The sequence below is a fragment of the Arthrobacter sp. B0316-5-4 genome (assembly GCF_059090325.1).
In genome coordinates this window covers 387,201-407,576 of the sequence record NZ_JBNHFN010000001.1, presented here as the reverse complement: position 1 = coordinate 407,576, position 20,376 = coordinate 387,201, and the positions used below count along the sequence as shown (strand labels likewise).

Below are 20,376 nucleotides of genomic sequence, written 5' to 3'. Positions count from 1 at the left end.
TCACCCCTAGAACAAGGGCCAGGGTACCGCTGAGGCTTCTCCACTGGGCGCCGGGAACTGCCCCTCTTCGAGCAACGCGGCGCACCGGTCGGCAAGTGCTTCAGCTTCGGCAGGCGTGATGAGTTCTTCCAAGTCCCGCCCCAACTGTCCCTCGAGTGCGTCGCTGACGCGGCGGACGCCGTCGAGCTCTCCATCAATCAGGGCATCCCCGACCCACCCCCACAACACGGTGCGCAGCTTGTGTTCTCGGTGGAAAGTGAGGCCGTGGTCTACGCCGTGGCGGTGGCCCTCAGCCATGGCCAGGATGTGGTTGCCTTTGCGGTCGGCGTTGTTGACCACGACGTCGAACACAGCCATTCTCCTGAGCGCCGCCGAATCTTCATGGACGAGGGCCACCATCTGCCCGTCCTCGCCTTGCCCGCGGAGCACTTGTTTCCAGTCGCTGCCGGGCACGGCCTCTGCCGGAACGAGGTCCACTGGATTCTGGCTGGGGTCTTCCTCTTGCCAGGCCTGGACCATCCCTTTACCCAACGGCCCATCGCGCAACCAGGTGTGGGGCACGATGTTCCAGCCGAACACTTCGGACACCTTGTAAGCGGCCACCTCACGATGAGCCAGGGTCCCGCTGGGAAAATCCCAGAGCGGACTTTCGCCTGCTATCGGCTTGTAGACCACCACGAGCTCGCCGATGCTGCCAAGGAATGTGGCGTTGGATGCCGTCGTGATGCGTCCGGTGAGGGTTAGCTCCGCGGTCAGCAGGTCCGGCGTCGGCATCAGAGCCCGGGGGAGGGGCAGACGTGACCTTCGGCATCCATCGGGTTGCCACACAGCGGGCACAGAGGACGGCCGGCGTCCACGATCTCCCGGGTGCGCTTGGCGAAGGCACGGGCCGTTCCTACCGGCATCCGTACCAGCAGCATTTCGCGGTCGGTAGCATCGTCAACGTCCATCGCCTCATCGTCCTCATCATCCAGCTCGGAGATGGGGTAGGCCTCTATCACCACTTGGGCCGTAGTTGGGTCCCAACCAAGGCTGATGGCTCCGGTACGGAACTGCTCCTGAACGGCCTCCAACGGGTCATTGTCCACAAGCTCTATGGGAGTGCCCGTGGGAACGCTGAAGGGGTTGCCTCCGACCGTGATGAGCTGGTCGAGAATCTCATCGATCTTCTCGGCCAGGAGTGCCGACTGTTGTTTCTCCAAGGCGATACTGACGATCTGCTTCCCTGCGCGCACCTGCAGGTAGAACGTGCGCGCTCCCGGAAGACCGATCGTGCCAACCACCACCCGATCGGGCCAGGCAAACTCGTGAACACGTGTAGGCATGTCAATATTCTAGGCAGAGGACGCTCACGGCGTCGCATGCCCTGCGCCGCCGCCCACTGGGGCATCACCGGAAGGCACGTTCCGGGACAGCCAGGACAGATCGCCGGCGACGGTGTTGGTTGCGAAGACGCTCGGTCGGTTGGAGCCGTAACGGATGATCGATACCGAGGCGGGGTCCACGCTGAGGCGCTGGAAGAGGTCAAGGTGCATGCCGAGCGCGTCGGCGAGGATGGACTTGATGATGTCGCCATGACTGACCGCCACCCAAACGGCCTCCGGGCCGTGTTCGGCTTCGAAGGCTGCATCGTGGCGTCGAATGGCCGCTACCGAGCGCGCCTGCATGGCGGCCATCGATTCGCCGCCGGGAAAGACGACTGCTGATGGTTGGAATTGTACGACCTGCCACAGGTCCTCGGTCGCGAGGTCACTGAGCTTGCGGCCCTGCCACTGTCCGTAATCACACTCGGTGAGAGCTGGTTCGATGGGGGCGTAAGGCTTGGCGGCCTGGCGATCAAGGATGAACTGGGCGGTCTGCTGGCAACGCTCAAGAGGGCTCGACACCACCCCGACCAATGGCACCGGCGCAAGCCGGTCTCCGGCGACGGCTGCCTGATCGCGGCCGATCTGGTCGAGGCTGATGCCGGGGGCCCGGCCAGCCAGGAGTCCGGATGCATTGGCTGTAGTGCGTCCGTGCCGCACGAGGATAACTGTCGCCATCCACCCAGCCTAACTACATGCACGACGGCGGCCCTACGGCGCCCCGGCGCGGGCGAAAAAGGTTCCTGTCCTGCTGTCAGACAGCGAATGCTACCACCGAGTAGCGTTTGACTTGAAATTCCCGGCAGTTTAGGCATGTAGAGGTTGCGGAACGGTTACAGTTTGGCCATCAAGTCCCAACATCCGGACACAATGTGGGTAGGCTTACACTCACATGTAGGCAACGTCACAGTAGGAAACTGTGCCTGTGCCTGGGGGGAATCACGAATTTCCCCTGTTCAATTCCCCGACTCATAGGAGGCGGAATGCGTTTCTCGCGCACTTCCAAAGCTCTAGGCGTAGCGGCGATCATCGCCCTCGCAGCCACCGGTTGCGGTGGCGGCGGTAGCAACAACTCCGGTTCATCCACGGGCGACCCCAACAAGGTCATCATTGCTGACGGCTCCGAGCCGCAGCGCCCGCTCATGCCGGCCGACATCAACGAGGTTGGCGGTGGCAAGATTGCCACGCTGATCTTCTCTGGCCTCGTCAGCTACGACCCGTCCGGTAAGCCTGTCAACGAGCTGGCGGAGTCCATCGAGGCGCCCGACGCCAAGAACTTCACCATCAAGCTGAAGAAGGACCAGAAGTTCACCAACGGCGAGGCCATCACGGCCAAGACGTTCGTTGACTCGTGGAACTTCGGTGCAGCAGCAAAGAACGCACAGCTCAGCGCCACCTTCTTTGAGAGCATCAAGGGTTACGACGAGACCAGTGCCGAGGGCTCCACTGTGGAGACCATGTCCGGCCTCAAGGTCGTGGACGACACCACTTTCACGGTCGAGCTCAAGCAGCCCGAGTCTGACTGGCCGCTGCGCCTCGGATACACGGCCTTCATGCCCATTCCGGCAGCAGCTCTTGCTGATCCCAAGACCTACGGCGAGAAGCCTGTAGGCAACGGCCCGTACAAGATGGCAGAGAACGGCTGGCAGCACAACGTGCAGATCCAGCTGGTCCCCAACGCTGACTACAACGGTCCGCGCAAGGCCAAGAACGGCGGCGTGACGTTCAAGATCTTCCAGAACGACGACGCTGCATACCAGGATCTGCTGTCCAACAACCTGGACATCCTGCAGACCATCCCCACCAGCGCGCTGAAGAACTTCAAGACCGATCTCGGCGACCGCTTCATTGAGAAGCCGTACGCGGGCAACCAGACTATTGCCATCCCGGAATACCTGCCGGAATGGAGTGGCGAAGCCGGCAAGCTGCGCCGCCAGGCCATCTCCATGGCCATCAACCGCGATGAGATCACCAAGGTCATCTTCAGCGGCGGACGCCAGCCGGCCAAGGACTTCACTGCTCCCGTCCTGGACGGTTACAGCGACAGCATCCCCGGTTCTGAGAACCTGAAGTTCGACGCCGCCAAGGCCAAGGACCTCTGGGCCAAGGCAGACGCCATCCAGAAGTGGGATCCGAACACCGTCTTCACCGTTGCCTACAACGCTGACAAGGGTGGCCACAAGGCTTGGGTTGAGGCAATGACCAACCAGCTCAAGAACAACCTTGGCATCAAGGCCGAAGGCCTTCCGTTCGCCACCTTCAAGGAAGCCCGCGATCTCGCGACCTCGGCCAAGCTGACCGGTTCGATCCGTGCCGGCTGGCAGGCAGACTACCCGTCGCTGTACAACTTCCTCGGCCCGATCTACAAGACCGGTGCAGGCTCCAACGATGCCCGCTACGCGAACCCGGAGTTCGACAAGGCTATCTCTGATGGCCTGTCCGCCCCAAGCGTTTCCGACGGCAACAAGGCAATGAACAAGGCGCAGGAAATCCTTCTCAAGGACCTGCCCGCCATCCCGCTGTGGTACCAGGTAGCACAGGGTGGCTGGAGCACCGGCGTCTCGAATGTTGACTACGGCTGGGACGGCGTCCCGCTGTACTACAACATCACCGGCAAGTAAGCGCGATTCGGCGGCGGAAGTGCTCAGTTGAGCACCTCCGCCGCCTTATCTCGTTGCAAATCAATGACGCCCAACTCTGGTTGGGCGTCCTTGTGCAGGCCTACACTGCCTTGGCATGGAACGTTTGCACATCAGACGAAAAGGTTCTTTGATGAACAACTCCGCTGCACCCCAGCCCCGGGTGCCTGCTGATCGGGGTGTGGTGAGCTGATGGCCACCTATATCCTTAAACGATTCCTCCAGCTGATTCCCGTTTTCCTGGGAGCGACACTGCTGGTTTATTTCCTGGTCTTCAGCCTTCCTGGCGACCCCATTGCTGCTCTCTTCGGTGACAAACCCGTCAACGAAGCAGTCGCGGCCAAGCTGCGTGCCCAGTACAACCTGGACCAGCCCTTCATTGTTCAATACCTGCTCTACCTCAAGAGCATCTTCACGTTCGACCTCGGCCAGGACTTCTCCGGCCGGCCGATCGCAGCGGTGCTTGGCGAGGTCTTCCCCGTCACTGCACGGCTCGCCGTCATGGCCCTGATTTTTGAAGCTGTCTTCGGCATCGCCTTCGGCTTGGTCGCGGGTCTTCGCAAGGGCAAGCTTTTCGACGGCACCGTGTTGATCGCATCCCTGATTGTCATTGGTATCCCGATCTTCGTGCTCGGCTTCATCCTGCAGTTCTTCATTGGCGTGCAACTGGGGTGGGCCAAACCCACGGTCAGCGCGGCGGCTACGGTTCAAGACCTGATCCTGCCCGCCATCGTTCTGGGCCTGGCCTCATTCGCTTACGTTCTGCGACTCACCCGCACCAGCGTCATCGAGAACATGAATGCCGACTATGTCCGGACCGCGACGGCCAAGGGCCTGTCCCGCTTCCGTGTCATCAACGTGCACATTCTCCGCAACTCGCTCATCCCAGTGGTGACCTTCCTGGGAGCCGACCTTGGCACACTGATGGGTGGAGCAATCGTTACGGAAGGCATCTTCAACGTCCCTGGTGTGGGTAACCGGTTGTATCGTGCCGTCCTGTCAGGTGAAGGCCCAACCGTGGTCTCCATCGTCACAGTGCTGGTGTTGATCTACTGTCTCTCCAACCTGCTCGTTGACCTTCTGTATGCCTGGCTTGATCCGAGGATCCGTTATGACTCCTGAAAATAACCTGACTGGGCAGGACACTGCCCCGCGCCACATCGAGCACTTTGTCGCTGATCTTGAAGAGACGCCCCTCCAGGCGACGGACAAGGTCAAGGAAGACTCCGCGCCTTCGAGCCTCTGGGGCGAAGCATGGAAGAACCTGCGCAAGCAGCCGCTGTTCATCATCTCGGCCATCATGATCCTGGCTGTCGTAGTTGTGTCGCTCTTCCCGGGCCTGTTCTCGCAGATCGATCCCACGTCCGAGGCCTGCCAGCTGTCCAACTCCGATGGCGGACCCGCTGCCGGCCACCCGCTGGGGTTTACCCAGCAAGGCTGTGACGTTTTTGCCCGTGTCATCTTCGGTACCCGTTCGTCGGTGACGGTTGGCCTGTTCACCACCATCGGCGTCGTTCTTTTCGGCGGCATCATTGGTGCGCTGGCCGGCTACTACGGTGGCTGGGCTGATGCCCTGCTGGCGCGCCTTACGGACATCTTCTTCGCCTTGCCGCTCATCCTCGGCGCCATTGTCATGATGCAGCTGCCCGTGTTCCGTGCGAACCGCACTGTTTGGACCTTGGTACTGATATTGATCGTCTTCGGCTGGCCCCAAATTGCCCGCATTACCCGAGGCGCCGTGATCGAAGTCAGGAACGCCGACTTTGTGGTCGCTGCCCGCTCGCTGGGTGTTTCCAAGTTCCGTTCGTTGTTGCGACACGTTCTGCCCAACTCGTTGGCTCCGATCATCGTGGTTGCAACCATCTCGCTGGGCACGTTCATCGTGGCCGAATCCACGTTGTCCTTCCTCGGCATCGGGCTCCCACCGAGCGTCATGTCGTGGGGTAATGACATCCAGGCTGCGCAGGCTTCGTTGCGTTCAAACCCGATGCCCTTGCTCTACCCGGCTATTGCCCTGTCGATTACAGTCTTGAGCTTCATCATGCTCGGCGATGCCCTGCGTGATGCCCTCGACCCCAAAGCGCGTAAGCGATGAAAGGCGAAGCCATGAACTCTTCAGTTCACATCAAGGAAGAAGTCGCTGGCTCCGAGCGTCCCCTGCTGGAGATCAAAAACCTCGCGATCAACTTCGCCACCAGCAATGGTGAGGTCAACGCCGTCAGGAATGCGCACCTTACGGTGATGCCCGGTGAGACGGTGGCCATCGTGGGCGAGTCGGGTTCCGGCAAGTCGACGTCGGCCCTCGCTGCCATCGGTCTGCTGCCCGGGAACGGCCGGGTAGCCGGCGGCGAGATCCTGTTCGACGGGGAAGACATCGCCCACGCCAGCGAGAAGCGGATGATCGAACTCCGCGGCAACTCCATTGGGATGGTTCCGCAGGACCCGATGTCCAACCTCAACCCGGTGTGGAAGATCGGCTTCCAGGTCAAGGAGACCTTGAAAGCCAACGGTCTTCCGTCCGGCCCCGAGGACGTTGCCAAGGTCTTGTCCGAGGCTGGCCTGCCCGACGCTGCCCGTCGCGCCAAGCAGTACCCGCACGAGTTCTCGGGTGGCATGCGCCAGCGCGCGCTGATCGCCATCGGCCTTTCCTGCCAGCCGCGCCTGCTGATCGCGGATGAGCCGACGTCGGCCCTTGACGTTACGGTCCAGCGCCAGATCCTGGACCACTTGGACAAGATGACGTCCGAGCTGGGTACGGCTGTACTGCTCATCACCCACGACCTCGGCCTGGCAGCTGAGCGGGCGGACAAGGTGGTGGTGATGTACAAGGGCCAGGTTGTGGAATCCGGTCCGTCGCTTGAACTGCTCCGCAACCCGCGGCACCCTTACACCAAGCGGCTGGTTTCCTCAGCCCCGTCCCTTGCGTCCCGGCGTATCCAGGTCGCCAAGGAACAGGGTGTTGAGTCCGACGAGCTATTGGCCCCCACGGAACCCGTGGTGGTCGAGTCTGCGCTTCCCGAGGAGGTGCTGAAGGTTGAGGACCTGACCAAGGTCTTCAAACTCCGTGGAGGCATTGGCAAGACCACTGATTTCACGGCTGTCGACTCAGTCTCGTTCTCGGTCAGGCGTGGAACCACCACGGCCATTGTGGGGGAGTCCGGCTCGGGCAAGTCCACTGTGGCCCAAATGGTCTTGAACCTGCTGGAACCGACGTCCGGAAAGATCATTTTCGACGGCGTCGATACTTCCACGCTGAACAGCCGGGACTTGTTCAAGTTCCGCCGCCGGGTGCAGCCCATCTTCCAGGATCCCTACGGCTCTCTCGATCCGATGTACAACATCTTCCGGACCATCGAAGAGCCGCTGCGGACCCACAAGATCGGTACCAAGGCCAGCCGGGAGAAAAAGGTCCGTGAACTGCTGGACCAGGTGGCCTTGCCACAGTCGACCATGCGCCGCTACCCGAATGAACTCTCGGGCGGTCAGCGCCAGCGTATTGCGATTGCCCGTGCGTTGGCCTTGGATCCTGAAGTGATCATCTGCGATGAGGCCGTCTCGGCCCTGGACGTGCTGGTGCAGGCTCAGGTCCTGAACCTGCTGGCAGAGCTCCAGGACAACCTGGGCCTGACGTACCTGTTCATTACCCACGACCTCGCTGTTGTTCGGCAGATCGCAGACCACGTCTGCGTGATGCAAAAGGGCAAGCTGGTTGAGACGGGCAGCACGGACGACGTCTTCGACAACCCCCGCGAGGCTTACACCCAGGCCCTGCTGGATGCCATCCCCGGCGGTTCGCTGCTTTTGCCGCCTGAGGTGGCCTGACCCGGCGTCGAACTCCAACAAAGCCGCAAACGACAAGAGCCGGTGGTTCCCCTCAATGGGAACCACCGGCTCTTGCCGTTAAAGCTGCTTTGAGGGCCGCTACTGCGCCGGCGTTGCGGCTTCACTGTCAGGACGCGCCGTGAGGCCCAGTGCGGTGAGTTCACGTGCCAGGACGGCCCCCAGCTTCGCGTGTCCTGCGGGTTTAAGATGGACGCCATCCTGGAGATCTCCCACGGCGTTGTACCGGGTGAGCCAGTCGCCGGCGCTGACGAACGGAATGCCGTGCTTGGCCGCGATCCTGCCCACGAGCGCATCTACTTCGGTGCGTCGGGCGCCCCCGTAGCTGGCGCCGCGGGCCAAGGTACCGATCATGGCGAGCTTGGAGCCCGGGTAGCGCTTGGTCAGTGCCGCCAGAAGCCGCTCCGCATTGCTGGTGATCTGGGCATCGGTGGCCCGCTGGGTGGCGTCGTTGCCGCCACCCTCAATGACGATCAGGGGAGGCTCGCCATAGGGGAGAACCCAGTCGCCACGCTGAAGCGCGTCAATGTAATTGCCCGTCTTGCCGTTTGTGGCAACAAACCCTGTCCCGCCCATGCCCACGACGTGCAGCTTGTATCCCAAGGCAGCGATGCCCTGCTGCGGCCAGGAGTCCTTGGGCATGGCCTGGGAATCGCCGATCAACACCGCCGTGTGGCGGACGTCGGCCAGTACCAGTTCATTGCGGTTGTTCGCCGGGTTCTTGTACAGGGAACCGACAGGCAGGTTCAGTGCAGTGGGCGAGGGCGCCGACCGGAGTGGCTTTTCCGCGGCGGACGTCGGGGCTGGCCCGGGCGCGGCTGAGCGCGTCGGGACGGGTTCTAGGGGTGTTTGGTTCTGTCCGCAGCCCACCAGTAGAACGCCGACGGCGATCAATGGTGCGAGCATGCGGAACGTTGCCGGGGCTTTGCGCATCGTTGGTCTCCGTGTGGCACTGGTTCTGCTGCAATCATGGGGCACGAACGTCGGAAAATCCAGCAAGTGGACGTGTGGTTACTGAACGGTGATGCGCTGTGAGCAAGGCCACATCCCGGCCGCCGATGGCTTGCTTTTTAGGCGCATAAATGCTTCTGCGTTTAGACTTGCTTTAGGTGCCCTGTGTCCCGGGGTCTTTTCGCTGTGTGTTCCGATCAAGTCGATCAGGTATGCGCGCGGATACAAACAGCTGACTTCACCACTGAAACGAGTCATTAACGCATGTCTGAAACCATCACCAACACTGCGTCGCGGAGCGATCTGCGCAACGTCGCGATCGTCGCACACGTTGACCACGGTAAGACCACCCTGGTCGACGCCATGCTCAAGCAGACCAACTCCTTCGCTTCCCATGGTGAGGTTGAGGACCGCGTCATGGACTCCGGTGACCTGGAGCGCGAAAAGGGCATCACCATTCTCGCGAAGAACACCACGGTCGCTTACAACGGCCCGTCGTCCAATGGCGAGACCATCACCATCAACGTCATCGACACCCCCGGCCACGCCGACTTCGGTGGCGAGGTTGAGCGCGGACTGTCCATGGTTGACGGCGTCGTCCTGCTGGTCGACTCCTCCGAAGGCCCCTTGCCGCAGACCCGCTTCGTGCTCCGCAAGGCCCTTGCAGCGCACCTGCCGGTCATCCTCCTGGTCAACAAGACCGACCGTCCCGACGCCCGCATCGACGAGGTTGTCCACGAGTCCATGGACCTTCTCCTGGGCCTCGCCTCCGACCTCGCCGACGAAGTTCCGGACCTGGACCTCGACAAGGTCCTCGAAGTTCCCGTCGTTTACGCCGCCGCCAAGGTTGGCCGCGCATCCCTGGACCAGCCCGCCAACGGCTCGGCACCGGAGAACGAGGACCTCGAGCCCCTCTTCAAGACCATCATCGAGCACATCCCGGCTCCGACGTACAACCCGGACGGCGTGCTGCAGGCACACGTGACCAACCTGGACGCCTCGCCGTTCCTTGGCCGCCTCGCCCTGCTCCGCATCTACAACGGAACCCTCCGCAAGGGCCAGACCGTTGCCTGGGCCCGCGCCAACGGTGAGCTCAAGAACGTCAAGATCACCGAACTGCTTGCCACCAAGGCTCTCACCCGTGTTCCCGCCGAATCCGCAGGCCCGGGCGAAATCGTCGCAGTGGCCGGCATCGAGGAAATCACCATTGGTGAAACCCTCACGGATGCCGAGAACCCGCAGCCGCTGCCGCTGATCACCGTGGATGATCCCGCGATCTCCATGACGATCGGTATCAACACCTCGCCGCTGGCCGGCAAGGTCAAGGGCGCCAAGGTGACGGCACGCCAGGTGAAGGATCGCCTGGACAAGGAACTGATCGGTAACGTCTCCATCAAGGTCCTCCCCACCGAGCGTCCCGACGCCTGGGAAGTCCAGGGCCGTGGCGAGCTCGCGCTGGCCATCCTGGTTGAGCAGATGCGTCGTGAAGGCTTTGAGCTGACCGTGGGCAAGCCGCAGGTTGTCACCAAGACCATCGACGGCAAGCTGCACGAGCCGATGGAACACATGACCATCGACGTGCCTGAGGAATACCTTGGCGCCGTCACGCAGCTCATGGCTGCCCGTAAGGGCCGCATGACCAACATGGCCAACCACGGCACCGGCTGGTGCCGCATGGAGTTCATCGTCCCTGCGCGTGGCCTGATTGGTTTCCGTACCCGGTTCCTGACGGACACCCGTGGCGCCGGTATTGCTGCTTCCATCTCCGAGGGCTACGAGCCGTGGGCCGGACCGATCGAATACCGCACCAACGGTTCCATGATCGCCGACCGCGCCGGTGTTGTTACCCCATTCGCCATGATCAACCTGCAGGAGCGCGGTTCCTTCTTCGTGAAGCCCACCTCCGAGGTTTACGAAGGCATGATCGTCGGCGAGAACTCCCGCGCTGATGACATGGATGTCAACATCACCAAGGAAAAGAAGCTCACCAACATGCGTGCCGCTTCCTCCGACACCTTCGAGAACCTGACGCCGCCGCGCGACCTCACCCTCGAAGAGTCCCTCGAATTCGCCCGCGAAGACGAGTGCGTCGAGGTCACCCCGGAATCCATCCGTATCCGTAAGGTCATCCTGGACTCCAACGAGCGCGCCAAGGCCAACCGCGCCCGCGCCAAGTCCTAGCCTGCTCTGACTGAAACAGTCAGGAACAGCTGAATGAAGAGAGGAGCCGCCGGTACGGTTCGTGGCATTGCCGCGGCCGTGCCGGCGGCTCTTTTCGTGGCCGCCGCAGGAACCGCCCTGCACCGCCAAACAGTGCCGGTGGCCGGCGTCGAGGTCCCCTGGGGTGTCGCTGCGGCTTTGTTGCTTCTGGCGTCCGTCCAGTTGTGGCTGGGCGCCTGGGCACGCTCAATAGGCCCGACGGCGGTAGCCGGTGTGGTGAGCTATGCCGCCGTCGGTGTTGTGTCGTCTGCGGGCCCGGCCAAGCAGCTGGTGCTGGGCGACGGCGTCGGCAATGTGTGGGTGTTTGGCATCGGCGCAGTGACAATGATCATGCTCGTGGTTGTCACTCGCTTGCGCTTCGGGAAGCCCGGCGCGGCGGTGGTGGCGGAACCTCTTTCGCGGCGATAACCATCGCCAGGGGAATGTCGACGTCGGATGTCCGGGTCCGCACGGTGCAGCTGCTTTCGCTGGTCTTCAGCAAGTAGCCCAGCGCGTCCGTTAATCCGTCGTCGATCCTGTAGCGCACCACGACCCGGATTCCCGGCTCGGCGCTGCGAAGGAACTGTCCGGGTGGCAAATGCGGGGAAGTCACGGATTCATACTAAGACGCGGGCTAGGTTGGCGTCGGCGCACTGTTGGATAATAGGCTCGGAAGTTGAGTGCCCGGCATGATGCCGGCAGTATTACCCCGGCCATCGCCGGGACAAACCGTGGAGAGGTCTGGGACGTGACGTACGTAATCGCGCAGCCGTGTGTGGATGTCAAGGACAAGGCATGTATTGAGGAATGCCCTGTCGACTGCATTTACGAAGGTGAGCGTTCCCTCTATATCCACCCCGATGAATGCGTCGACTGTGGTGCCTGTGAACCCGTATGCCCTGTTGAGGCCATCTACTACGAGGATGACACCCCCGAAGAGTGGGCCGACTACTACAAGGCCAATGTCGAGTTCTTCGATGACCTCGGTTCGCCGGGTGGAGCCGCCAAGGTGGGTAACACGGGCAAGGACCACCCCTTCATTGCCGCGCTGCCCCCGCAGAACCAAGACCACTAAGGGCGGTAGTTTCGTTGATTTCCGCGGCGCCGGCTTTCGGCCTGAACCTGCCTGACTATCCGTGGGAGGCCATGGCGCCCTACGTTGCCACCGCTTCCAAGCACCCCGGCGGCGCAGTGAATCTTTCCATCGGTACGCCGGTGGATCCCACTCCCGGGTTGATTCGTGATGCGCTGGCCAACGCGTCAGACGCACATGGTTACCCGACTGTCCACGGCACTGAGGCGCTTCGCCAGGCAGTGGTGGACTGGTTCGCGAGCAGGCGAGGCGTGCCGGGGCTGGACCCCAAGGATGTCATGCCGACCGTCGGGTCGAAGGAGTTGGTGGCCTGGCTGCCATTCCTCCTCGGTCTGAGCGCCGGCGATGTCGTTGTGCGCCCCACGGTTGCCTACCCGACCTACGACATCGGCGCCTCGCTGGCTGGCGCCACGGCGGTCGCCGCGGACGACCTCGATGCCTTGGACCCCGCCACCCGCGCGAACGTCCGGCTGATCTGGATCAATTCGCCCGGCAACCCCACGGGAAGCGTCCGGGACGTTGAGTCGCTGCGCCGGATCGTTGCCCAGGCCCGCGAAATTGGCGCAGTGGTGGCTTCGGATGAATGCTACGCCGAGCTCGGTTGGGGTGAATGGGATGCCCAGCGCGGGGGAGAAGCTGTGCCCAGCATCCTGGATCCCCGCGTTTCGGGCGGTTCCACGGACGGTTTGCTCAGTGTGTATTCGCTGAGCAAGCAGTCGAACCTCGCCGGGTACCGTGCAGCCTTTGTCGCCGGTGACTCCGCCATCATGGCCAATCTGGTCAACAGCCGGAAGCATGCCGGCATGATCGTTCCGTACCCCGTCCAGGAAGCCATGCGTGTGGCACTGGGTGATGCCAGCCATGTCCTCGCCCAAAAGGACCTGTACCGCGGCCGTCGCGAACGGCTGGTCCCGGCGCTGGAAAAGTTCGGGCTGGACATCCAGGAATCCAAGGCCGGACTGTACCTCTGGTCCACGGCGGGCGAACCTACATGGGACACCGTGGCACGGTTCGCGGAGCTGGGAATCGTAGTGGGACCGGGAGTTTTCTACGGTGATGCAGGAAACGGCTTCATTCGGGTCGCGCTCACGGGCAGCGACGAACGGATTGATGCCGCCGTCGAGCGCTTGGGTACGGGCTCATAACAAAGCTGTGACTTGCGCCACTTATGGCGCTATTCCGCCGGTAACCGGAAGGCACGGATTAGTTCCGTGGGGTTACTGGCGGTAGCTTTTTAACTGACTATCAATGGTGGCCTTCACTAAGAAAGCACTTCGGCCGTTGGAGCCCTGCAACAGTAGGGCCGAAGGCGGCGGCACCAGAAGTTGGTTGGACAAGCGTTCGATAGAGGCCCAAAGGCCTCATGAAGGGGACTCCATGACTGAGACCACCAGCGCGACACTGCGCCATGCCGGCGGCGAACTCGAACTGCCGCGTATCAAGGTTGTAGAAGGAAACGAAGGCTACGACGTTTCCAAGCTGCTGAAGCAGACGGGCGCCGTTGCCTATGACCCCGGCTTCATGAACACAGCGGCCACCACCTCGGCCATCACTTATATCGACGGCGACGCAGGCATCCTGCGCTACCGGGGTTACCCCATCGAGCAGCTCGCGCAGCACTCGAGCTTCCTCGAAGTTTCCTACCTGCTGATCTACGGCAACCTTCCCACCCCGACGGAGTTGGAAGAGTTCGATCAGAAGATCCGCCGCCACACGCTCCTGCACGAAGAACTCAAGGGTTTCTTCGGCGGGTTCCCGCGCGACGCCCACCCCATGCCGGTGCTTTCCTCGGCCGTTTCCGCGCTGTCCACGTTCTACCAGGACTCGCTGGATCCCTTTAACGCGGAGCACGTGGAAGTTTCCACCATCCGCCTCATGGCCAAGCTCCCGGTCATCGCCGCCTACGCGCACAAGAAGTCCATCGGCCAGCCGATGCTGTACCCGGACAACTCCATGAACCTGGTGGAGAACTTCCTGCGCCTGAGCTTCGGCCTTCCCGCCGAGCAGTATGAAATGGATCCGGTGGTGGTCAAGGCCCTGGACCTCCTGCTCATCCTTCACGCTGACCACGAGCAGAACTGTTCCACGTCCACCGTGCGCCTGGTGGGTTCGTCCAACGCGAACCTCTTCGCCTCGGTCTCCGCCGGTATCAACGCCCTCTTCGGCCCCGCCCACGGTGGCGCCAACGAAGCAGTTCTGAAGATGCTCCGCCAGATCCAGGCCGACGGCATCAAGCCCGAGGACTACATGGAGAAGGTCAAGAACAAGGAAGACGGCGTCCGCCTCATGGGCTTCGGACACCGTGTCTACAAGAACTACGACCCCCGCGCCAAGATCATCAAGGCAACGGCACACGAAGTTCTTGGCAAGCTCGGCGGCAACGACGAACTCCTGGACATTGCCATGCGCCTCGAAGAGAAGGCCCTCGCGGACGACTACTTCATCCAGCGCAAGCTGTACCCGAACGTCGACTTCTACACCGGCCTGATCTACAAGGCCATGGGCTTCCCCGAGAAGATGTTCACCGTCCTGTTCGCCATCGGCCGCCTCCCGGGCTGGATTGCCCAGTGGCGCGAAATGATCAACGATCCCCAGACCAAGATCGGCCGCCCGCGGCAGCTCTACACAGGGGAACCGGAGCGCAACTACCCGGCCAACTAGTACCAAGCCAATAACGACGGCGGCCGTCCACCTCGCGCGAGGTGGACGGCCGCCGTCGTTGCTTCAGGAGGCGTTGTACCCGTAGGGGTTGTTCTTCTGCCAGCGCCAGTGGTCCTCGCACATCTGGTCCACTGTCTTGGTGGTGGACCAGCCAAGGTCAGCCAAGGCGGAGGAAGCGTCGGCCCAGAATGCGGGAAGGTCGCCTGCGCGGCGGCCCGTGATCTCATAGGGGATCGGCTGTCCCACGGCCTTCTCGAAGGAGCGCAGGACTTCCAGGACGGAGGAGCCCCGGCCCGAGCCGAGGTTCCAGCGGCGAACGCCTGCACGTTCGGCAATGTAATTCAGGGCTGCCACGTGGCCGTCCGCGAGGTCCACCACGTGGATGTAATCGCGCTGTGCGGTGCCGTCAGGGGTGTCGTAGTCTCCGCCGAACACCATGAGCTTCTCCCGGCGTCCCACGGCCACCTGCGCGATGAACGGCACGAGGTTGTTGGGAATGCCCTGGGGGTCCTCGCCAATGCGGCCCGACGGGTGGGCGCCCACCGGGTTGAAATAGCGCAGCAGTGCGATATGCCAGCGGTCATCCGCATTGCCCAGGTCCGAGAGGATGTCCTCGATCTGTTCCTTGGTGCGACCGTAAGGGTTGTTGGCGCCGATTTCCATCTTCTCGATGTAGGGGATCGGGTTGTGCTCGCCGTACACGGTTGCGGAGGAGCTGAAGACGATCGAGCGGACGTCGTGCTTGTCCATGGCCCGGAGCAGGTTCAGCGTGCCCACAATGTTGTTGTAGTAATAGGCCAGTGGCTCCTGAACCGACTCGCCCACTGCCTTCAGCCCGGCGAAGTGGATCACGGCGTCAATCTGGTGCTGGTCGAAAACGGCTTCGACGCCCGGCTCGTCCACCAGGTCAACCTTGTGGAAAGCGGCACTCTTGCCGGTCAGCTCCGAGACCCGGCGGAGGGATTCCTCGCTTGAATTCACCAGGTTATCCAGTACGACGACGTCGTGGCCGGCTTCCTGAAGGGACAAAACGGTGTGGGAACCGATGTAGCCGGTGCCACCCGTGACAAGAATTTTCATGGTCCCTACGCTATCGGAAATCGAAGCCACGCCGCTCAGTGTTGAGCGCTGTGGAAGCACGTTCGTGCTAAAAACAATTAGTGCCCAAAATTGTTGATGCCGAAGCCCGGCGCCAGGAAGTTGTCCAAGCTGTTTTCCGGATCATTGCCAGTGATGGCTTGGAACGGGCATCCCTGAGAGAAGTAGCAGATGAGGCCGGGCTGGCAGTGGGCTCGGTACGCCACTACTTCGCCAGCAGCGACGAACTCCTGGCCTTCTCTTTCGGAGCGGTGATTGACCGAATTGCCGGCAGGCTTGAGGCCGCGCTCACCGCCGTCGAAGCGGAGCCCCTCGGCAGCAAGGAACAGCACGCGGCCGTCCTGAACCTGCTCGGCCAATTCCTTCCCCTGGACGAAGAACTGGCGGTGGATGCCTGCGTCTGGATGGCCTTCCGGCACGCTGCACGCATCAAACCGGTGCTGGCCGCAGAAGCCGAGCGGAGCCATCGTGCCGTTGCCGCCGTCGTCGGGCGTCTCATCATGCTTCTGAGCCCGGGAGAGGCCGAGGCCCATCAAACACTCGTGGCGGAAGCCGAGAGGCTCCTGGCCACCCTTGAAGGGCTGTGCATGCACGCGTTGCTCCAGCCTGAGTGGATGACCGCTGAGATGTGCAGCGACGTCCTCGCCGCCCACCTGCGTTCCCTGGAAGCGTTGCCGGCGGAGCATTAGCGGTTACCACAGGCCTGCCAAGCAGTGGGTCCGGGCCTCTACCGCCGGGGGCTAACGGGAATAGACTGGGACTTGTCGGGGACCTGCCAAAGGGAGGAATTCGGATGCATGAGTCTGGCGGCCCGGGATGGCGCATCACCATGGACACATCAGGGCCGATGCTCATCGCCTTGTACTTGCGTGACATTGCCGGTCTTGACGGTGCCGGCACACCGCTGCTGTCCCACGCAGCCCCCAAGGTCCGGCACGCCGACCATAGCCACCTTACTTCGGATGTAGGGGGCATCCAGGCCCTCAAGACCGAGTGGGAGGCCTGGTGGGAGAGCCTCGTGAAGTCCTATCCCAAGCCGGCGTCGGAACTGGCGCCTCCCAGCTTCAAGGCTTTCGGGAATTCGCCGGCGCTCCAGCGTGTCCTGCAGGCCCATTTCGGTTCAGCCCTTGGGTGGGCAACGGACAGGATCGACGAGTACGCGGACCTGGAAGCGGCGCGCGAGGCGAATGGCGTCACCCACGTGCTGAACGAGATGGTGGAGGACAGGCTCCTGGAGGTCGGAAGGAGTTCGCGTGACTTCGAGCTCACCATCATCGAACTCCCACTCAACGAACCCCGTGCCTGGTATCTGGAGCCCAACACCATGATCATGAGCCATCGGCTCCTGTCGGAGCCGGACGTGTTCCGCAGTTACGTCCAGCCGGTAGTCGAGCTCCTGGCCTGACTCAGGTGGTGGGGGCGGACACCGTGATGGTGACCGGTCCGGCTGGAGCCGCCGACGCTTGCCAGCCGTTCCGCTTCTCCCGGTTCCAGGTCTGGCCGGCAACATCAACCTGGGTGATGGACAATGTCTTGGCATTCGCCACCGCCCAGTGAGCCACAGCCCAGGCTTGGGTTCCCGCGATATCCAACTGCACCGTACGGCCCTGAACCGTGGCCGCCTGGGTGCCGAACGCCGTCGAAAGTTCATCGACGACGGCGGCAGGGTCGCCAGCCGCTTCCGGCATGCGCAGTTCGCAGTTCAGTGAAGATTCCGAGTGCCCGGTCAGCGCCGAAGCGAAGGCCCGGCCCATCGGCTCGTGCTGGGCGTAGGCGCGCGGGAACGCTGAGCGCTGGACGGCTTGCGCGGCCTGGGTGATCTCCATGGTTTCGAAGCCAGGCACTTTGACCAGCCCGTCGTAAAACGCGTTGGTTGCGTACACGGGGTCCATCACTTGGGCTTCCGTGCCCCAGCCCTGCGAGGGCCGTTGCTGGAACAGGCCTCGGGAGTCGGGGCCGGCGTCGTCACCGTAGTTGATGTTGCGGAGCCTGGATTCCTGCATCGCCGTGGCGAGGGCGATGCTCGCGGCACGCGGCGGAAGGCCCCGCTTGACGGAGATCGCGGAGATCAGCGAAGCGTTGGCGGCCTGGTCCGTTGCGAGTTCGTGGCTGTCAGAACCCACGACGGCGACGCAGCGCTCCGTCACCAGGGTTTCGGAGCGCTGCAGTACAGCCACGATCGCGTAGATGGCCCCTGCTACGAGGGCCAATGCCAGCACCGCAACGATGGCGCGGCGGAACCGGCGCACGGATTTCCTCCTGCTAGTTGGCGTGAAGTGCCTCGTTCAGCTCCACCGTCTGGCCCTTGCGCGGAAGGACTTCCACGCCGCCGGTGGTGGAGTTGCGGCGGAAGAGCAGGTTGGGGACTCCGGAGAGTTCCACGGCCTTGATGATCTTGCTGGTGTCCTCGCCGTTCTCGTCCTTGGGGCCCGGAACCCGAACACGGGTACCTGCTGTGACGTACAGACCGGCTTCGACCACGGAATCATCACCGATGCTGATGCCCACGCCGGAGTTGGCGCCGAGCAGGACGCGCTCACCCAGGGCAATCTTTTCCTTGCCGCCACCGGAGAGCGTGCCCATGATGGACGCTCCACCACCGACGTCCGTTCCGTCGCCAGCCACGACGCCGGCCGAGATGCGGCCTTCCACCATGGAGGTGCCCAGGGTTCCGGCGTTGAAGTTCACGAAGCCTTCGTGCATCACGGTGGTGCCTTCGGCGAGGTGGGCGCCGAGGCGGACGCGGTCGGCGTCGGCAATGCGCACACCGGAGGGGACCACGTAGTCAACCATGCGCGGGAACTTGTCCACGCCGTAAACCACCACGTTGCCGCGCTTGCGCAGGCGTGCGCGGGTCAGCTCGAAGCCGTCAACCGCTGCGGGGCCGAAGTTGGTCCACACGACGTTGGGAAGCTTGCCGAAGACGCCGTCCAGGTTGATGCTGTTCGGTGTGACCAGTCGGTGCGAGAGGAGGTGCAGGCGGAGGTAGGCATCCGCGGTGTCAGCCGGGGCGGCGTCGAGGTCGATCTGTGCGAAGACCACCTTTTGCTCGGTGCCGCGATCTGCATCCTTGCTCTCGTCCGCGAGTGCTGTCAGCGCAGGATCGGCGTTCTCCACGTCCCGCAGGGAGTCAGCGGCGACGCCCAACGCTGGGGCCGGGTACCAGACGTCCAGCACGGTTGCTTCCCCGGACGCCGAGGTGGCGATGGTGGCGAGGCCGAATCCGTAGGCCGATCGGTTGTTTACGGGCGCCTGTGCGGGCGCAGCGGAGGAAGCAGTTTCAGTCATGGGCCAAGTCTATCCAGCAGGCAGAGGTCGGTTAAAACCCGTCTCACGCCACAGAAGTCGCATTTGCGGGCATTAGGCTGGACGGGTGACCCTGAATCCTGCTCCCGCCCTCCTTGACCTGCGCCAGGACGTTGCCTTGCTGACTGCCGCAATTATCGACTTCAACAGCGTTTCCGGCAATGAGACTGAGCTCGCCGACGCCGTTGAGTCCGCTTTGCGCGCCATCCCTGCCTATACCGTGACCCGGGACGGCGACGCCATCATTGCGCGTACCGAACTTGGCCGCTCCGAGCGCGTCATCCTGGCCGGGCACCTGGACACGGTGCCCCTGCCCACCGTGGAGGGATCGCTGGGCACCGTACCGGCCACGTGGGAATCCGGCGTTCCCGGTGAAGGCGTCCTCTATGGCCGTGGCACCACGGACATGAAGGGCGGCGTTGCTGTGCAGCTTGCCCTCGCGGCAACATTGTTCGACGACGGCAAGCAGCCGGACAAGGACGTCACCTTCGTCTTCTACGACCATGAGGAAGTGGAAGCCGTCAAGAGCGGGCTCGGACGCTTGGTCCGCAACCACGGGGACCTGTTGCACGGTGACTTCGCGATCCTGCTGGAGCCAACCCACGGCACAGTGGAAGGTGGTTGCAACGGAACCAGTCGTTTCGAAGCTACTACTCTCGGGGAGACCGCGCATTCGGCGCGGGCGTGGATGGGCGTCAACGCGATCCACGCCGCAGCCCCCATCCTGGCGCGGCTCGCCACCTACGAGCCGCGAACCATCAACGTGGACGGGCTGGATTACCGCGAGAGCCTCAACGCGGTGAAGATCAACGGCGGTACGGCAGGCAACGTCATCCCGGACCGCTGCGTGGTTGAGATCAACTATCGCTTCGCCCCGGACAAGACCCCGGACCAGGCAGAAGCCCACGTCCGTGAACTCCTGGAGGGGTTCGACGTCGTCCGCACCGACGCTGCTGCCGGCGCCCGTCCAGGACTCAACCACCCCGCCGCGGCGTCCTTCGTTGCTGCCGTCGGTGCTGAACCCAAGCCCAAATACGGGTGGACCGACGTCGCGCGTTTCAGCGAGCTGGGCATCCCGGCCGTGAACTTCGGCCCCGGCGACCCACTGCTGGCACACAAGGACAACGAGCACGTCGACGCCGATGCCATCCGTGAGTGCCTGCGGGCACTGAGGACGTGGCTGGCTTAAACAGCGCACAAAAAGAAGGTCCGCAGCCTGGTGGCT

20 protein-coding genes are annotated in these 20,376 nt (G+C 62.8%); 12 read left to right on the top strand and 8 right to left on the bottom strand.

Translation table 11 applies throughout. The annotated features are described in order from the left end of the window. Positions 1-6 precede the first annotated feature (6 nt). Genes AC5RU9_RS01845 through AC5RU9_RS01835 form a run of 3 tightly spaced genes read right to left on the bottom strand, consistent with a single transcriptional unit; the run spans position 7 to position 2,042 of the window. Entirely contained in the window at positions 7-774 is a 768-nt protein-coding gene (locus AC5RU9_RS01845; RefSeq protein WP_494015122.1) for an SCO1664 family protein, read from the bottom strand. Then, positions 774-1,325 carry a DUF3090 domain-containing protein gene (locus tag AC5RU9_RS01840; protein WP_494015121.1) on the bottom strand — a complete coding sequence of 184 codons (552 nt, stop codon included), beginning with the start codon at positions 1,323-1,325 and terminating at the stop codon, positions 774-776. The genes AC5RU9_RS01845 and AC5RU9_RS01840 overlap by 1 nt, the downstream gene beginning before the upstream one ends. A gap of 24 nt (positions 1,326-1,349) precedes the next feature. After that, positions 1,350-2,042 (bottom strand): histidine phosphatase family protein, encoded by a 693-nt coding sequence (locus tag AC5RU9_RS01835; RefSeq protein ID WP_494015120.1) that lies wholly within the window; start codon positions 2,040-2,042, stop codon positions 1,350-1,352. A 305-nt stretch (positions 2,043-2,347) separates the two neighbouring features. Here AC5RU9_RS01835 and AC5RU9_RS01830 point away from each other — a divergent pair, with 305 nt between their 5' ends. The 4 genes from AC5RU9_RS01830 (at position 2,348) to AC5RU9_RS01815 (ending at position 7,825) form a co-directional block, all read left to right on the top strand. Next, positions 2,348-3,985: a peptide ABC transporter substrate-binding protein gene (locus AC5RU9_RS01830; RefSeq protein ID WP_494015119.1), complete on the top strand. Its 1,638-nt coding sequence runs from the start codon at positions 2,348-2,350 to the stop codon at positions 3,983-3,985. Between the two features lie 210 nt (positions 3,986-4,195). Next, entirely contained in the window at positions 4,196-5,125 is a 930-nt protein-coding gene (locus AC5RU9_RS01825; RefSeq protein WP_235516911.1) for an ABC transporter permease, read from the top strand. After that, entirely contained in the window at positions 5,115-6,098 is a 984-nt protein-coding gene (locus tag AC5RU9_RS01820; protein WP_494015118.1) for an ABC transporter permease, read from the top strand. The genes AC5RU9_RS01825 and AC5RU9_RS01820 overlap by 11 nt, the downstream gene beginning before the upstream one ends. Positions 6,099-6,109: 11 nt before the next feature. Continuing rightward, positions 6,110-7,825, top strand: coding sequence for an ABC transporter ATP-binding protein (locus tag AC5RU9_RS01815; RefSeq protein WP_494015117.1), 1,716 nt, complete (start codon positions 6,110-6,112; stop codon positions 7,823-7,825). A 99-nt stretch (positions 7,826-7,924) separates the two neighbouring features. On the opposite strand, the gene AC5RU9_RS01810 is transcribed toward AC5RU9_RS01815, so the two are convergent. Next, the gene (locus AC5RU9_RS01810) at positions 7,925-8,776 is read right to left on the bottom strand and encodes an SGNH/GDSL hydrolase family protein (protein ID WP_494015116.1); all 852 of its coding nucleotides are present in this window, start codon (positions 8,774-8,776) and stop codon (positions 7,925-7,927) included. 282 nt (positions 8,777-9,058) lie between these two features. On the opposite strand from AC5RU9_RS01810, the gene typA reads away from it, so the two are divergent. Beyond that, positions 9,059-10,975 carry a translational GTPase TypA gene (typA, locus tag AC5RU9_RS01805; protein WP_062072937.1) on the top strand — a complete coding sequence of 639 codons (1,917 nt, stop codon included), beginning with the start codon at positions 9,059-9,061 and terminating at the stop codon, positions 10,973-10,975. Positions 10,976-11,008: 33 nt separating this feature from the next. After that, positions 11,009-11,422, top strand: coding sequence for a hypothetical protein (locus AC5RU9_RS01800; protein ID WP_494015115.1), 414 nt, complete (start codon positions 11,009-11,011; stop codon positions 11,420-11,422). Here AC5RU9_RS01800 and AC5RU9_RS01795 read toward each other — a convergent pair. Next, a complete protein-coding gene (locus tag AC5RU9_RS01795; RefSeq protein ID WP_494015114.1) occupies positions 11,358-11,606 on the bottom strand; it encodes a putative acetyltransferase in 249 nt (82 codons plus the stop codon). The genes AC5RU9_RS01800 and AC5RU9_RS01795 overlap by 65 nt on opposite strands. Positions 11,607-11,741: 135 nt before the next feature. Here AC5RU9_RS01795 and fdxA point away from each other — a divergent pair, with 135 nt between their 5' ends. From fdxA to AC5RU9_RS01780, 3 genes are all read left to right on the top strand, one after another. Beyond that, complete coding sequence (gene fdxA / locus AC5RU9_RS01790) at positions 11,742-12,068, top strand: ferredoxin (protein ID WP_211711286.1); 327 nt, start codon at positions 11,742-11,744, stop codon at positions 12,066-12,068. Positions 12,069-12,082: 14 nt separating this feature from the next. Next, complete coding sequence (gene dapC / locus AC5RU9_RS01785) at positions 12,083-13,231, top strand: succinyldiaminopimelate transaminase (protein ID WP_494015113.1); 1,149 nt, start codon at positions 12,083-12,085, stop codon at positions 13,229-13,231. A 232-nt stretch (positions 13,232-13,463) separates the two neighbouring features. Then, positions 13,464-14,747 (top strand): citrate synthase, encoded by a 1,284-nt coding sequence (locus AC5RU9_RS01780; protein WP_024817462.1) that lies wholly within the window; start codon positions 13,464-13,466, stop codon positions 14,745-14,747. A gap of 63 nt (positions 14,748-14,810) precedes the next feature. Here the strand turns inward: AC5RU9_RS01780 and galE are convergent, their stop codons facing one another. Next, positions 14,811-15,827, bottom strand: coding sequence for a UDP-glucose 4-epimerase GalE (gene galE, locus AC5RU9_RS01775; protein WP_494015112.1), 1,017 nt, complete (start codon positions 15,825-15,827; stop codon positions 14,811-14,813). A gap of 80 nt (positions 15,828-15,907) precedes the next feature. Here galE and AC5RU9_RS01770 point away from each other — a divergent pair, with 80 nt between their 5' ends. Together AC5RU9_RS01770 and AC5RU9_RS01765 are read left to right on the top strand one after the other, a co-directional pair. Further along, positions 15,908-16,534 carry a TetR/AcrR family transcriptional regulator gene (locus AC5RU9_RS01770; protein WP_494015111.1) on the top strand — a complete coding sequence of 209 codons (627 nt, stop codon included), beginning with the start codon at positions 15,908-15,910 and terminating at the stop codon, positions 16,532-16,534. A gap of 104 nt (positions 16,535-16,638) precedes the next feature. After that, entirely contained in the window at positions 16,639-17,250 is a 612-nt protein-coding gene (locus AC5RU9_RS01765) for a hypothetical protein (RefSeq protein ID WP_494015110.1), read from the top strand. Between the two features lies 1 nt (position 17,251). Here AC5RU9_RS01765 and AC5RU9_RS01760 read toward each other — a convergent pair whose 3' ends face one another. Both AC5RU9_RS01760 and dapD read right to left on the bottom strand, forming a co-directional pair. Further along, positions 17,252-18,094 carry a hypothetical protein gene (locus AC5RU9_RS01760; RefSeq protein ID WP_494015109.1) on the bottom strand — a complete coding sequence of 281 codons (843 nt, stop codon included), beginning with the start codon at positions 18,092-18,094 and terminating at the stop codon, positions 17,252-17,254. Positions 18,095-18,107: 13 nt separating this feature from the next. Further along, positions 18,108-19,133: a 2,3,4,5-tetrahydropyridine-2,6-dicarboxylate N-succinyltransferase gene (dapD, locus tag AC5RU9_RS01755; protein WP_211714285.1), complete on the bottom strand. Its 1,026-nt coding sequence runs from the start codon at positions 19,131-19,133 to the stop codon at positions 18,108-18,110. Positions 19,134-19,218: 85 nt separating this feature from the next. Between dapD and dapE the strand changes: the two genes are divergently transcribed. After that, positions 19,219-20,340 carry a succinyl-diaminopimelate desuccinylase gene (gene dapE, locus AC5RU9_RS01750; protein WP_494015108.1) on the top strand — a complete coding sequence of 374 codons (1,122 nt, stop codon included), beginning with the start codon at positions 19,219-19,221 and terminating at the stop codon, positions 20,338-20,340. The last annotated feature ends 36 nt before the right edge of the window (positions 20,341-20,376 follow it).

Coding starts and splice junctions, on each gene's coding strand:
- AC5RU9_RS01845 (WP_494015122.1), bottom strand. CDS start 774: ATGCCGACGCCGGACCTGCTGACCGCGGAGCTAACCCTCACCGGACGC.
- AC5RU9_RS01840 (WP_494015121.1), bottom strand. CDS start 1,325: ATGCCTACACGTGTTCACGAGTTTGCCTGGCCCGATCGGGTGGTGGTT.
- AC5RU9_RS01835 (WP_494015120.1), bottom strand. CDS start 2,042: ATGGCGACAGTTATCCTCGTGCGGCACGGACGCACTACAGCCAATGCA.
- AC5RU9_RS01830 (WP_494015119.1), top strand. CDS start 2,348: ATGCGTTTCTCGCGCACTTCCAAAGCTCTAGGCGTAGCGGCGATCATC.
- AC5RU9_RS01825 (WP_235516911.1), top strand. CDS start 4,196: ATGGCCACCTATATCCTTAAACGATTCCTCCAGCTGATTCCCGTTTTC.
- AC5RU9_RS01820 (WP_494015118.1), top strand. CDS start 5,115: ATGACTCCTGAAAATAACCTGACTGGGCAGGACACTGCCCCGCGCCAC.
- AC5RU9_RS01815 (WP_494015117.1), top strand. CDS start 6,110: ATGAACTCTTCAGTTCACATCAAGGAAGAAGTCGCTGGCTCCGAGCGT.
- AC5RU9_RS01810 (WP_494015116.1), bottom strand. CDS start 8,776: ATGCGCAAAGCCCCGGCAACGTTCCGCATGCTCGCACCATTGATCGCC.
- typA (WP_062072937.1), top strand. CDS start 9,059: ATGTCTGAAACCATCACCAACACTGCGTCGCGGAGCGATCTGCGCAAC.
- AC5RU9_RS01800 (WP_494015115.1), top strand. CDS start 11,009: ATGAAGAGAGGAGCCGCCGGTACGGTTCGTGGCATTGCCGCGGCCGTG.
- AC5RU9_RS01780 (WP_024817462.1), top strand. CDS start 13,464: ATGACTGAGACCACCAGCGCGACACTGCGCCATGCCGGCGGCGAACTC.
- galE (WP_494015112.1), bottom strand. CDS start 15,827: ATGAAAATTCTTGTCACGGGTGGCACCGGCTACATCGGTTCCCACACC.
- AC5RU9_RS01765 (WP_494015110.1), top strand. CDS start 16,639: ATGCATGAGTCTGGCGGCCCGGGATGGCGCATCACCATGGACACATCA.
- dapD (WP_211714285.1), bottom strand. CDS start 19,133: ATGACTGAAACTGCTTCCTCCGCTGCGCCCGCACAGGCGCCCGTAAAC.